The sequence below is a fragment of the Arthrobacter sp. fls2-241-R2A-200 genome (assembly GCF_030209745.1).
Taxonomy (GTDB): Bacteria; Actinomycetota; Actinomycetes; order Actinomycetales; family Micrococcaceae; genus Arthrobacter.
Map to the genome: position 1 here is coordinate 304,534 of NZ_JARVRJ010000001.1, position 12,521 is coordinate 317,054.

The window sequence follows — 12,521 nt, forward strand, 5'->3', positions numbered from 1 at the left end:
GAGCTAACTGAGTACGGCCATCATGATGGCCGTGAAGTGCGCCGCGAAAGCGAGAACGGTGAAGGCGTGGAAGAGCTCGTGGAAACCGAAGTGCTGCACGCTGAAGTTCGGTTTCTTTATCGCGTAGAACACGGCGCCGGCGATGTAGAGAGCGCCACCAACGCAGATAAGGATCGCAGCGGCCGGATTGGCCGCGAAGAACTGCGGAAGGTAGAACAAAGCACCGCACCCCAGGGCGATGTACACGGGCACATAGAGCCACCGAGGAGCATGCGTCCACAGGATCCTGAACAGCACCCCGACGATCGCACCGGACCACACGAGCCACAACAAGGTCACCGCCTGGGACCGTTCGAGCAAGGACCAAGCCAGCGGCGTATAGCTGCCCGCAATGACCAGCATGATGTTGGTGTGGTCCAGCCGTTTAAGGACCAGCCGCGTCTTGGGTGCCCAGTTGCCTCGGTGGTAGACGGCGCTCACGCCGAAGAGCATCACGCCTGTGACGGCATACACGGCGGACGTTATTTTCCGGTCCCCTGTGGGGGCTACTGACACGAGTATGATCCCTGCCGCAAGGGCGAAAGGAGCAGCGACCGCATGGATCCATCCGCGCCACAGGGGCTTGGTTTCAAGAATCTCGGCCATGGTTCAAGAATAACCTGAGCCTCGGTAAGTTACTCGCGGGTAACTCAGGCGCTTGTGCTCGGTAACCTAGGCGCTTGCGCCGTCTGCACCGGCTATCCAGCTCGGGAAGGTAGCCTTGGATGTGCGTCGTCGTACACGCAGGGAAGTCGTACAAGTAAGGAAGTCAGGTGAGAGTCCGGTGGAACTGCCCGGTTTCTTCTATGGCTTCTATGAGCGCAAACTCCTGCGTTCACTCAAGCAGGACAAGATTCCGCGCCACATCGGCGTCATGGTGGACGGTAACCGCAGGTGGGCCAGGCAATTCAATGCCCCCACCAGCCAAGGACACCAGGCGGGCGCTGACAAGATCCACGAATTCCTGGGCTGGTGCCAAGAGCTCGGCGTCGAGGTCGTAACCCTGTACATGCTCTCCACGGACAACATGAACCGTTCGGGGGAAGAGCTTGACCTGCTCATGGGCATCATTGCCAACACCATGGATCGCCTCGACGAAGACGACGCCGTATCCGTTCATGCCATGGGCGCCCCCGAGATCCTGCCCGACTATTTGGCCGAGCGCCTCAACAAGCTAACGTCCCGAACGCCCGCCCACGAGAAAATCCATGTGAACGTCGCGGTCGGCTACGGCGGGCGCCGCGAAATCGTCGACGCCGTCCGGGAACTTCTGCATGAGGCCGCCGCCAACGGACGCACGATGTCCGACGTCGCCGATGAACTTTCCGTGGACGACATCTCACGGTTCCTTTACACCAGGGGCCAGCCGGATCCTGATCTGGTGATCCGCACCTCCGGGGAACAGCGGCTTTCAGGTTTCCTCATGTGGCAAAGCGCGTACAGCGAGTTTTATTTCTGCGAGGCACTCTGGCCTGCCTTCCGTAAGGTCGACTTCCTGCGGGCACTGCGGGACTATGCCGGCCGGCAACGCCGCTTCGGGTCCTAGGCTTTCCGGTTAATCCGGAATTCTCCTTCCGGACATCCGACTTGCCGATGACGGATAGTGGAAATTCCTGTGAGTGGGATTACGTTAATCCCATCAGCAGGCAAAACCGCCCGCTGATCGGGGAGGCCAGTACATGGAGCGAACTTTCGCACCAGTTACATGGGAGGCCACGCCCGGCCTTCCGGCCGAGCCGCTTCACCATTAGGCCGGGCGACCGCCCGGGGCTGGAGTCGATGTGGCTATTTCAGAGCAACTGCCCGTGATGGATTCCGACGCGAAAAGCGCAACTCCCTCCCGCGCCAAGCGGACTTCAGGCAAAGCGCGGACCGCGACGCCGGCCGCAGGACGCAGCTATGTGATCGACACATCAGTCCTCCTCTCGGACCCGCACGCTCTCCTGCGTTTCGCCGAGCACGAAGTCATCGTTCCGATCGTGGTCATCACAGAACTCGAAGGGAAACGCCACGACCCCGAACTCGGCTATTTCGCCAGGAAAGCCCTCAGGCTCCTGGACGATCTCAGGATCGAACATGGTGGACTCGACCACGCCATACCGATCGGAACGGCCGGGGGACTCCTCAGGGTGGAAATGAACCACATCTCTCCTGAGGTGCTGCCGGCAGGGTTCCGCGGCGGAGATAACGACAGCCGTATCCTGGCTGTCGCCAAGAACCTGGCCAACGAAGGCCACAACGTCACAGTGGTTTCCAAGGATCTTCCTATGCGGGTCAAGGCTTCCGCCATGGGATTGCACGCCGACGAGTACCGCAACGAACTTGTCAAAGACTCAGGCTGGACAGGCATGGCCGAGGTTGAGGCCACCGAGGAAGAAATCACCACCCTTTACGGCCACGAACCCGCCTTCATACCGGCAGCGGCCGAGCTCCCGGTTAACACTGGCCTCGTCCTCCTCTCCAACCGCGGCTCCGCCCTCGGACGGGTAGGGACGGATAAGCAGGTCCGTCTGGTCAAGGGCGATCGGGATGTGTTTGGGCTCCATGGCCGCTCTGCGGAACAACGGCTCGCCATTGACCTGCTCATGGACCCGTCGGTGGGCATCGTCTCCATTGGCGGCCGCGCTGGAACCGGCAAGTCCGCGCTGGCCCTGTGTGCCGGCCTTGAAGCCGTGCTGGAGCGCCGTGAACACCGCAAGGTAGTGGTCTTCCGGCCCCTCTACGCCGTGGGCGGCCAGGAACTCGGCTACCTCCCGGGGTCCGAGTCGGAAAAGATGAACCCCTGGGCGCAGGCCGTTTTCGACACCCTGGGTGCGTTGGTCAGCCAAGAGGTCGTTGAAGAAGTCATGGACCGCGGCATGCTTGAAGTCCTTCCCCTCACCCATATCCGCGGGCGGTCACTCCACGATGCCTTCGTGATTGTCGATGAGGCCCAGTCACTTGAGAAGAACGTCCTGTTGACCGTGATGAGCCGCATTGGGCAGAACTCCAAGATCGTCCTCACCCACGACGTCGCCCAGCGCGACAACCTCCGCGTGGGACGGCACGACGGCGTTGCCGCCGTCGTCGAGACGCTCAAGGGGCATCCACTGTTCGGCCACATCACACTGACCCGCTCCGAGCGGTCGCCGATTGCGGCCCTTGTGACGGAGCTGCTCGAAGGGGCTGAAATCTAACGCTCGCAGCCGGTACCTTCCGCAGTCCGGCGAAGGCCAGACATCCTCTGCGTGCTAGCTCGTTCCTCGCTTTGACGCACGCTGCCGGATGCCTGGCCTTCGCGATGCCGGACTCAGAGCTTCAGGTAGTTCTTCAGCTCTTCGTGGCCTTGGACTTTTAGGGTCCACTGCGGGCGTTTGAAGGTGTCCGGGGTCAGCCGAACCCGTTGCACCTCTTGGACTTTGCCGCCCCAATCGTCGCGGAAGATGCCATTGGGCCTGTAGCCGAGGCTTGCCGAAACGCCCAAAGACTGCTCGTTCCATACAGCTGCCTCAGACTCCGCCGCTTCAGCGTTCAGGTAATCGAAGGCATAGCTCACGACGGCGGCGCGCATCTCCTTGCCGAAGCCGCGGCCTTGCGCCGGCTGCCTGAGCCAGGAGCCCGTGCCAACGGTTTTGAGGGATGCAAAGTTGTTCGCGGCGATGTCCTGGACACCGAGAAATTCGTCATGGTGCCAGATGCCCAGAAGTAGCGTCCAGGACGCAGGCGTGAAGTTAGCGCGGCAACGCCAGTACCACTGGGCCATGTTGGGCGCCAGTTCATGGCTTGGAAGGTCCGCCCAAGGGGTACTGAAGGGGCTTTTGCCGGGCTGGTGGACACCCGAGCGGGCAGCAGCGACGGCGGCAGGGATGTCTTCGTCAAGGATCGGGCGGAGGCTAAGCCTCGGCGTCGTCAGGGTGAGTCCGAAGGGGGGCCAGAGTTCTGCCAGCGAGGTCATCGCCGTAGCCTAGCCCGTGGCGCGGCCCCGTGCGAGTCATGCGCCTGCCCACGCTGTGCTGGATTGCCGGGTCACGCTTCCGGGATGAAGCTACCGGGATCAGGCCGCCGGGCCGATGTCCCAAGGGATGTGGCGGCGGACATCGGTGAGGTTCATGGACTCGGCCAAGAACAGGTCATCCAACATGTACTCATCGACGCCGAGGATGTTCAGCCAGTGCCCCTTGCCCGCGGAATCGCCGTCCAAGCTCTCGCTGGCTACACAGACTCCCGTGCCGACGTCGACTCTTACCAGGGTCCGTTCGGGGTGGACCAAAGGTTCGGCAGGGTCCGATGGGACGTATGTCCGGCTGGGAGTGACCACAGTTTCGAGTGCGGGACGGCCTTCATGGTCCACCTCGCGGGGCGGTTCCAGGAAGACCCGGTTGGTGTCGGGAAATTCGATGGGTACAGGTGCATTGCCGGCGAGTTCCACAGGATCCAGCGCGGCCGCGAGCCTACCGTTCCCGAAGGAGGGCTCGCCATAGGCCGCCTCCGGGCGACGCCGGACCAGCCCGGCGTCGTCGTACACCGGTGTCACCAAGTGCGCGGGAAGCAACCAGGAGCGGCGGGTGGCGCTGACATAAAGATCATCCCGGGAGTCGTTGATGCCGGTGGTGCTGTGAAGCAACTGGCCATCGGGCGTTTCGAGCCGGAGAGCTCCGGGCCTCCTTAGCCAAGCACGCACCATGGTGGAGCCGTTTCCGGGCCGCTCGTGGTTTCTGGGACGCTCAAGGTACTCGAACCTGAGGGTAGTCCATCTCCACGGCGAAGATCGGCAAAGGTTCCGGAATGTGGAGGATAAGTCGAAAGCGAGTCCGCCTGCACCATATTGGCCCATATCCACAGTTTACCTAGGGTCGAAGTCGGCGAAGAAGGCACATAGGGGGATAGCATCCAAAGGTGATCCGACGACTCTCCGACCTCTGGGATGCCAGCCCGCTGGGCTTCTGGCTGGTGGCTGCCGCGTGCCTGTACTTCCTAGCGATGGCTGTCCGGCTCACGGTGATCGATGTTCGGAGCCACCTGCTGCCTAACCGCATCGTGTTCCCCTCCTACGCCGTGGCGGGAGCGCTCCTGCTCGCGGCCGCAGTTGTTGGATTCTTTGGCGGTACGGACGGAACGAGCAGACTGGGTGTGGCGTTGTTCGGCGTTCCCGGGCTTCGTGTTTTGGCAGGAGGAGCCGCGTTATGGCTCTTCTACTTCGTCCTCAGGGTCATCCATCCACCGGGCATGGGCTTTGGCGATGTCAAGCTTGCCGGCGTCCTGGGCCTCTACTTGGGCTACCTCGGATGGAACCACGTGATGGCGGCCACATTCGCTGCTTTCCTGCTCGGTGGCCTCTGGAGCTTGGCGATACTTGCCGCCCGGCGTGGCACCCTGCGTTCAGCCATTCCTTTCGGCCCCTTCATGCTCGCGGGAGCCGCGCTCGCCATGGCGGTGCTCCCGGCGTAGGGATGGCCTGTCTGCAAGGGCAAGCCTGCCCTGCGACGGGACTTCGGCCATAAGGAAACTGACATCATGGGTGCACCGGAATTTGTGCTCAAGCTGCGGGAAAAGATCGGTCATGACCCGCTATGGCTGCCGGCCGTGCGGGGCGTCGTTTTCGATGACGACGGCAGGGTGCTGCTGGGCCAGCGTGCGGACAACGGGCACTGGGCACTTATCACCGGCATGCTCGAGCCGGGCGAACACCCCGCGCCGGGTTTGGTGCGGGAGATCTTCGAGGAAACGGCCGTGGTGGGGGAAACTGAACGGATCATCGCCATCGGAGTGGTTGGCCCGGTAACCTTCCCCAACGGCGACGTGTGCGACTTCCTCGACATCACGTTCCGCTGCCGATACGTCTCCGGAGACGCTCGGGTGAACGACGACGAGTCCCTCGCCGTGGGGTGGTTCGAGCTGAACGACCTTCCGGACTTGAGCGCCGGCAACCTTGAAGCAATAAGGCTTGCCACGGAGCCCGAAGGCCCCGTGGCATACCAGACTGAAGACTGAACTTACGTGGCGCCCACGTTCGGACGTTCCGTGCCGCGGCCGCCGTCGAGCTTTACGGCACCAGCGGGGCTTTCTAGGCCTTGTGTGCCGGGCGCGTCATGGTGGTGACATCCAGCGCCTTATCCAGCTGCTCCTCGGTTAGTTCGCCGCGCTCGAGGTAACCGAGGGAGACCACTGCCTCACGGACGGTGAGCCCTTCCGCTACGGCCTTCTTGGCGATCTTTGCCGCGGCCTCGTACCCGATGAACTTGTTCAACGGCGTCACGATGGACGGCGAAGCCTCAGCCAGGAAGCGGGCGCGCTCCACGTTCGCCGTGATGCCGTCGATCATCTTGTCAGCCATGACGCGGCTGGTGTTGGCCAGCAGGCGGATGGATTCGAGCAGGTTCGCGGCCATGACGGGGATGCCGACGTTCAGTTCGAAGGCGCCGTTGGTGCCGGACCAGGCAATGGCGGTGTCGTTGCCGATGACCTGGGCGCAGACCATGATGGACGCTTCGCAGATGACCGGGTTGACCTTGCCGGGCATGATGGACGAGCCGGGCTGCAGGTCCGGGATGGCGATTTCGCCGAGGCCCGTGTTGGGGCCAGAGCCCATCCAGCGGAGGTCGTTGTTGATCTTCATGAAGGAGATCGCGATGTTGCGCAGCTGGCTGGAGCCTTCGATCAACCCGTCGCGGTTGGCCTGTGCCTCAAAGTGGTCGCGTGCTTCGGTCAGGGGGAGCCCGGTATCGGCTGCCAGCAACTCGATGACGCGCTCCGGGAATCCTGCCGGGGTGTTGATGCCTGTGCCAACTGCCGTGCCGCCGAGGGGAACTTCAGCGACGCGGGGGAGCGCAGCGTTGATGCGCTCGATGCCGTAGCGGACCTGGGCGGCATAGCCACCGAACTCCTGGCCCAACATGACCGGAGTCGCGTCCATGAGGTGGGTGCGGCCGGACTTGACGACGTCCTTGAACTCTTCAGCCTTACGGTCCAGTGACGCGGCGAGGTGCTCCAAGGCCGGAATCAGGTCGTTGATCAAGGCCGAAGTGGCGGCAACGTGGACCGACGTCGGGAAAACGTCGTTGGAGGACTGGGACGCGTTCACGTGATCGTTCGGGTGGACAACTTTGTCGCTCCCGGCCGCCGAGAGCGCGCGTGACGCGAGCTCGGCGATGACCTCGTTGGTGTTCATGTTGGAGGATGTGCCGGAGCCGGTCTGGAAGACGTCGATGGGAAAGTCGCCGTCGTACTTGCCGGCAGCGACCTCATCGGCTGCCGCAGCGATCGCCTCGGCGAGCTCGCCGTCGAGCACCCCCAGCTCGGCGTTGGCCAGTGCGGCAGCCTTCTTGACGCGGGCAAGGGCCTCGATGTGGGCGCGCTCAAGGGTCTTGCCCGAGATCGGGAAGTTCTCCACGGCGCGCTGCGTCTGGGCGCGGTACAAGGCATTCACGGGCACGCGAACCTCGCCCATGGTGTCGTGTTCAATACGGAACTCAGTGGTGGAAGTCATGGGGCTAGCTTATGGCGATTGGACGCTTCCCTGAAAACCCGAAAGGAGTGCTACGTGCTCCGGCACGGAGGCCGGAGCACGTCCTCCTAAAACTCGCCGATCCCTGAAACCAGGTCTGCACGGCCCTCACGGAGCTTGTAGGACAGGCCCACCACGGCTACGCGGCCGTCCTGGATGGCGTCGGAAATCACACGTGAACTGTCGGCCAACCGCGCAGCTGTCTGCTTGACGTTTTCCACCACCATGTCATTGACCTCCGTTTGGTCATTGCGCAGGGCAGTCAGTACAGAGGGCGTAATGCGTTCCACCAGGTCCCGGATGAAGCCACCGGGCATCTGGCCGGTTTCGACTGCGGCTTTGGTGGCTGTCACGGCTCCACAGTTGTCGTGGCCGAGAATCACGATCAGTGGCACACGGAGTTCGCTGATGCTGTATTCGAGGGAGCCAAGCACAGCATCGTCTATCACTTGGCCTGCCGTGCGAACCACGAAGGCGTCACCCAGGCCGAGATCGAAAATGATCTCGGCGGCGAGGCGGGAGTCCGAGCAGCCGAAGATGACGGCGAATGGATTCTGGCCCTCCACCAACGAGGTTCGATGGGAGGAATTCTGGTTGGGGTGCAGGGATTCACCGGAAACAAAACGTTCGTTGCCCTCACGGAGACGGCGCCACGCCAGGGCTGGGGTCAGATTAGTAGGCATGAGCCTTACTTTACGGCGCAGCCCCTGCAGACCGTGAAACTGTTGCGCCTTATTTGGCTGACGCCGTGGGCGACGGCCGGGCGGAGGCGATCGGTGCTTGGTCCGCGGACTTAACGACGGCGGCGGCGAGCGTTGCGAATTCGTCAAGGCTGGCCGTGCCGTTCAAGATCAGCGTGGTGCCACGATAATCCAGGACCATGCTGCGTGTACCCTTGCCCGAGTCCCGTAGTACCCAGTCCTGGCCGCCGGCGTTCCGTGTCCCTGTGACTGGAAGGTTTCCGGCTTGCTGCAATACCCAAGTGGGGTTGGCTTGGTTGGTCTGCGTCAGGCCGATAAAGGCCGTCTTCGGAGTCACGAAGCCGATCTCCCAAGTGGGCACACCTGTGCCGCTGCCGGAGTCCCAGCGGGCGTAGTTCGGCTTGAATGTGTCGCCGGTGTTCGGCGTTACCGGTGTGAATCCCGCCACATCTGCGGCATCATGGGCAATGGCTGTGACATCTACAGGGGGCCGGAAGTTGTCACCTTTGGGTGCCGGGTTCATCAACACCACGGGGAGGAAAGCGAGCACGCACAGCAGCAGGGCAATGATCATGCCGATGACGGAGGCGTTGGCCCGCTTGGCTGCCTTTGCTGCAATCACGGGCTTGTAGGGGGCTTCCGGGGTGTTGCCCTGGCCGTTACCGGCGACGGGAGGTTCACTCCCTGCCACGGACTTGTCCTGCGTTTCGTTCACCCTTCCATGATCCCTTATCGCGGACCGGAACACACAACCGCGCCTGTCCGGACCCACGGCTCAGCTCGTGGTCATCCAATGACCGGCAAGGCAGGCGGCGACTATGATCGTTGGTAGAGGACCCCCGGGTTGCTACGAGCAACCATGTCCGGTCCCTGCATCGTCACTCGAAGAAGAGGTTCATGTGTCTCCTGCGCCAATGACCCAGCAGTATTCCACGATTTCGCCGTCGCTTGCCGTCGGCATCGACGAACCCGACCGCAACCTTGCGCTGGAACTCGTCCGCGTTACCGAAGCCGCAGCCATTGCCGGTGGGCACTGGGTAGGTTTCGGTGATAAGAACAAGGCAGACGGCGCCGCCGTCGATGCCATGCGTTCATTCCTTCAGACCGTCCACTTCAATGGCGTCGTGGTCATCGGTGAAGGCGAAAAAGATGAAGCCCCCATGCTTTTCAACGGCGAGCAGGTTGGTGACGGCACCGGTCCCGAGTGCGACGTCGCCGTCGATCCCATTGACGGAACCCGCCTGACCGCACTGGGCATCAACAACGCCCTCGCGGTCCTGGCCGTTGCTGAGCGCGGCTCCATGTTTGATCCTTCAGCTGTGTTCTACATGGAAAAGCTGGTCACCGGTCCCGAGGCCGCCGACATGGTGGACCTTCGACTTCCGGTCAAGCAGAACCTGCACTTGATCGCCAAAGCCAAGGGCGTCAAGGTCAACCAGCTCAACGTCATGATCCTCGATCGTGACCGGCACCGCCCGCTTGTGGAGGAAATCCGCGAAGCAGGTGCGCGCACCAAGTTCATCATGGACGGCGACGTTGCCGGCGCCATTGCTGCAGCCCGTTCAGGCACCGGCGTCGACGCTTTGATGGGCATCGGCGGCACCCCGGAGGGCATCGTGACGGCATGCGCCATCAAGTCCTTGGGCGGCGTGATCCAGGGCCGCCTGTGGCCGACCTCCGACGATGAAAAGCAAAAAGCGATCGACGCCGGACACGACCTTGACCGGGTCCTCTCCACCAACGACCTCGTCACCTCCGACAACTGCTACTTCGCAGCGACCGGCATTACCGACGGCGACCTCCTGCGTGGAGTGCGCTACCAGAAGGACCGTGTTCTGACACAGTCCATCGTGATGCGTTCAAAGTCCGGCACCGTGCGCTTCGTCGACGCCGAGCACCACGCATCCAAGTGGGAGACGTACGCGCGCAAGGCGTAACTTCCCCCTGTAGCGCGTCTTAGGCGCGAAAGCGCCCCGTTGCACTGCGGCTATCTCCTCGTACCTCGTCGATTTGATGCCGCTGACGCGATGGGGCGCTTTTCGTTGTGGTGTTGCGTTTGTGCCGCGGTTACGGCCTGGTGCGATTTGGGGGAGGGGATCAGCGGCGGACCTTGTCCCGGAGGGCTCTTGCCAGTTGGTAGGCGCCGTAGCGGAGTTTGTTCACTGGGAGGTCCCAGGTGCCGGGGTAGGAGACTTCACGGCCGCCGAAGGACTTCTTGAAAGCTGTGAAGCCCGCCCATTTGTGGTCCGGCTGGTCCTCGGGCGCCACGCCCCACAGGTCAACGTGCTTGAGGCCCTTTTCCTTTGCATCGGCCATCAGCGTGACCAGGAGCGGGATTCCGGCGCTGAGCTTCCGATGGGTGTCATCCAACGCCGCATGGGCGTAAACCCTGGTGTCAGCGGAATCGTAGGCAAACGCAGCGGCAATAGGTTCGCCCTCCAACTCGGCGATGAAAAGCGTTCCAGCACCGGCCGGCAGCAACGAAGCTGCCACTTGGGTGAGGTACTCATCGCTCTGGGGCTTGAAGCCGTTGCGGGCAGCTGTCAGGTGGAGGAAGTGCAGGAGCACCGAGATCTCTGCAGGGTCTTGGGACGCACGGAAGGTAACACCCTTTTTGTGGATGTTCCTGTAGAGGTTCCGGTTGGTTGGCTTCATCCCGGCCAACACGTCCTTGAAGTCACCTTCCAGGTCCACGATCCAGCTGAGCTCGGGTTGCTGGTTGACCGGCGCGGGCCGCATGCCACGCCCACGCAGGATCGGCCCGGCGTCGGCCGCCGTAAAGCCGGCTTGGACAGGCTCCATGCGGATAAAGACGGCGTGCTCGGCTTTCGCCAACCGGACCAAGGCGGCGGTGGCGGCGTCGAAAGCCTCCAAAGACTCGGCAACCGGGCCGTAGGGCGCATAGATGACCTTGCCCGCGGGATTCTTCTCTTCAATGGCGAGGAAACTCCAGCCAGGGCCTGATTGCTCGTGGACACGGCGGCCCAGTGAACGCTGGACGGCGGCCCACGCGGGCGTTTGCAGGAAAAATTCCATAGTCAGTTCCCCAAACCTGTGGTCACGGCGAAGGCGATGCTGGTCTCGGTCGCGCCCTGCACCGGGTGGACATTGACGGGAGCCTCGATGTCCGGGATGAACGCCGCGGCGCCGCGCTCCAGCCTGAGATCGCTCTTGGGCGAATCGAGGACCATGGCGCCGGCAACAACCACGACGACGGCCGGCCCGTTTTGTGCCAACGGCACCGGCACTGCGCCTGGCTCCAGTTCGATGCGCTGGAGCTGGAATTCCTTGAAGGGTGGACGATACAGTTCCTGCCCGAATTCGGTCCCGCTGACGTCCACACGTGGTACGCCGAGGGCCTCGAAGCGGACTGTCTTGAGGAGTTCCGGAACGTCGACGTGCTTCGGTGTGAGCCCACCGCGCAGCACATTGTCAGAGGATGCCATGACCTCCACGCCCAAGCCACGGAGGTACGCGTGGACGTTCCCGGCCGGCAGGTAGACAACCTCACCGGGTTCCAGGCTGACGTGGTTCAGGAGCAGTGAGACAAGGACGCCGGGGTCGCCGGGAAACGCTTGGTTGATCTCCAGCATTGCCGTCAACGTATCAGCGTGGGGCTCCTGCGGTGCCCCGGAGGAGAGGACTGCAACGATCTCCTCGATGGGCTGGGCGGCGTCGGCACCTGCTTGGAGCAGCCGCTGGAACGCGGCCCTCAATGCTGCCGACTCGTCCGGCTGGCCAAGATCGGCAATGACCTCGGTGATGATGTCCGGAACTCTTGCGGCGGCGGAATCAAGGACCTGCGCCAGGTGCTCAAATGTGGCCTTGGATTCGGCGGCCGGCCGGAAGCCACACAAGGCCTCGAAAGGGGTGAGCGCGAAGATCATCTCCGGCTTGTGGTTGTCATCGCGGTAATTGCGGTGGGCCGCGTCGGCAGCAATGCCCTCTGCGTTCTCCCGCGCGAAACCTTCCCTGGCCTGCTCAAGGCTTGGGTGGACCTGCAATGACAGCGGCTGTTCAGCGGCCAGGAGCTTGGTCAGAAAGGGCAGGCGTGGGCCGAACTCCGCCAGGCTTTCGGGCCCAAGGAATTGTACCGGGTCCGAGGCGATGAGAGCGTCGAGCGGTTGTGTGACACCGTTCGGGTGGATAGCTGTGGAGGGGGAGTCAGGGTGTGCTCCGATCCATAATTCAGCCTCAGGATCACCCGAGGCCGGCCGGCCCAGCAACCCGGCGATCGCCGTCGTCGAACCCCATGCGTAGGGGCGCAAAACATTTTCGATCTGATACACGACAGAGGG

The 12,521-nt window shown here is 62.8% G+C and carries 13 protein-coding genes; 5 read left to right on the forward strand and 8 right to left on the reverse strand.

Translation table 11 applies throughout. From position 1 onward, the window contains the following. Positions 1-3 precede the first annotated feature (3 nt). Positions 4-645, reverse strand: coding sequence for a PAQR family membrane homeostasis protein TrhA (gene trhA / locus QRN42_RS01435; protein WP_284977665.1), 642 nt, complete (start codon positions 643-645; stop codon positions 4-6). A gap of 178 nt (positions 646-823) precedes the next feature. Between trhA and QRN42_RS01440 the strand changes: the two genes are divergently transcribed. Both QRN42_RS01440 and phoH2 read left to right on the forward strand, forming a co-directional pair. After that, complete coding sequence (locus QRN42_RS01440) at positions 824-1,585, forward strand: isoprenyl transferase (RefSeq protein WP_284977666.1); 762 nt, start codon at positions 824-826, stop codon at positions 1,583-1,585. Between the two features lie 235 nt (positions 1,586-1,820). Continuing rightward, on the forward strand, positions 1,821-3,215 hold the full coding sequence (phoH2, locus tag QRN42_RS01445; RefSeq protein ID WP_410549494.1) for an RNA 5'-3' helicase PhoH2: 1,395 nt from the start codon (positions 1,821-1,823) through the stop codon (positions 3,213-3,215). 113 nt (positions 3,216-3,328) lie between these two features. Here the strand turns inward: phoH2 and QRN42_RS01450 are convergent, their stop codons facing one another. After that, a complete protein-coding gene (locus QRN42_RS01450) occupies positions 3,329-3,973 on the reverse strand; it encodes a GNAT family N-acetyltransferase (protein WP_284977667.1) in 645 nt (214 codons plus the stop codon). Between the two features lie 99 nt (positions 3,974-4,072). Then, complete coding sequence (locus QRN42_RS01455; RefSeq protein ID WP_284977668.1) at positions 4,073-4,852, reverse strand: hypothetical protein; 780 nt, start codon at positions 4,850-4,852, stop codon at positions 4,073-4,075. A 62-nt stretch (positions 4,853-4,914) separates the two neighbouring features. On the opposite strand from QRN42_RS01455, the gene QRN42_RS01460 reads away from it, so the two are divergent. Together QRN42_RS01460 and QRN42_RS01465 are read left to right on the forward strand one after the other, a co-directional pair. Then, on the forward strand, positions 4,915-5,466 hold the full coding sequence (locus tag QRN42_RS01460; protein WP_284977669.1) for a prepilin peptidase: 552 nt from the start codon (positions 4,915-4,917) through the stop codon (positions 5,464-5,466). Positions 5,467-5,532: 66 nt separating this feature from the next. Beyond that, the gene (locus tag QRN42_RS01465; protein WP_284977670.1) at positions 5,533-6,009 is read left to right on the forward strand and encodes an NUDIX hydrolase; all 477 of its coding nucleotides are present in this window, start codon (positions 5,533-5,535) and stop codon (positions 6,007-6,009) included. 73 nt (positions 6,010-6,082) lie between these two features. Here QRN42_RS01465 and QRN42_RS01470 read toward each other — a convergent pair whose 3' ends face one another. From QRN42_RS01470 to QRN42_RS01480, 3 genes are all read right to left on the reverse strand, one after another. Continuing rightward, a complete protein-coding gene (locus QRN42_RS01470) occupies positions 6,083-7,504 on the reverse strand; it encodes a class II fumarate hydratase (protein WP_284977671.1) in 1,422 nt (473 codons plus the stop codon). An 86-nt stretch (positions 7,505-7,590) separates the two neighbouring features. Then, positions 7,591-8,205, reverse strand: coding sequence for a carbonic anhydrase (locus tag QRN42_RS01475; protein ID WP_284977672.1), 615 nt, complete (start codon positions 8,203-8,205; stop codon positions 7,591-7,593). Between the two features lie 49 nt (positions 8,206-8,254). After that, complete coding sequence (locus QRN42_RS01480; protein ID WP_284977673.1) at positions 8,255-8,938, reverse strand: DUF4245 domain-containing protein; 684 nt, start codon at positions 8,936-8,938, stop codon at positions 8,255-8,257. Positions 8,939-9,137: 199 nt separating this feature from the next. Between QRN42_RS01480 and glpX the strand changes: the two genes are divergently transcribed. Next, positions 9,138-10,160 (forward strand): class II fructose-bisphosphatase, encoded by a 1,023-nt coding sequence (glpX, locus tag QRN42_RS01485; protein ID WP_284974391.1) that lies wholly within the window; start codon positions 9,138-9,140, stop codon positions 10,158-10,160. Positions 10,161-10,320: 160 nt separating this feature from the next. Here the strand turns inward: glpX and QRN42_RS01490 are convergent, their stop codons facing one another. Together QRN42_RS01490 and manA are read right to left on the reverse strand one after the other, a co-directional pair. After that, positions 10,321-11,259, reverse strand: a complete 939-nt coding sequence (locus tag QRN42_RS01490; protein WP_284977674.1) for a lipid II:glycine glycyltransferase FemX — start codon at positions 11,257-11,259, stop codon at positions 10,321-10,323. Between the two features lie 2 nt (positions 11,260-11,261). Continuing rightward, positions 11,262-12,512, reverse strand: coding sequence for a mannose-6-phosphate isomerase, class I (gene manA / locus QRN42_RS01495; protein ID WP_284977675.1), 1,251 nt, complete (start codon positions 12,510-12,512; stop codon positions 11,262-11,264). Between the last annotated feature and the right edge of the window lie 9 nt (positions 12,513-12,521).

Bases quoted from the DNA above. Each gene is read 5' to 3' on its own strand.
- trhA (WP_284977665.1), bottom strand. From the start codon at position 645: ATGGCCGAGATTCTTGAAACCAAGCCCCTGTGGCGCGGATGGATCCAT.
- QRN42_RS01450 (WP_284977667.1), bottom strand. From the start codon at position 3,973: ATGACCTCGCTGGCAGAACTCTGGCCCCCCTTCGGACTCACCCTGACG.
- QRN42_RS01455 (WP_284977668.1), bottom strand. From the start codon at position 4,852: ATGGGCCAATATGGTGCAGGCGGACTCGCTTTCGACTTATCCTCCACA.
- QRN42_RS01465 (WP_284977670.1), top strand. From the start codon at position 5,533: ATGGGTGCACCGGAATTTGTGCTCAAGCTGCGGGAAAAGATCGGTCAT.
- QRN42_RS01470 (WP_284977671.1), bottom strand. From the start codon at position 7,504: ATGACTTCCACCACTGAGTTCCGTATTGAACACGACACCATGGGCGAG.
- QRN42_RS01475 (WP_284977672.1), bottom strand. From the start codon at position 8,205: ATGCCTACTAATCTGACCCCAGCCCTGGCGTGGCGCCGTCTCCGTGAG.
- glpX (WP_284974391.1), top strand. From the start codon at position 9,138: ATGACCCAGCAGTATTCCACGATTTCGCCGTCGCTTGCCGTCGGCATC.
- QRN42_RS01490 (WP_284977674.1), bottom strand. From the start codon at position 11,259: ATGGAATTTTTCCTGCAAACGCCCGCGTGGGCCGCCGTCCAGCGTTCA.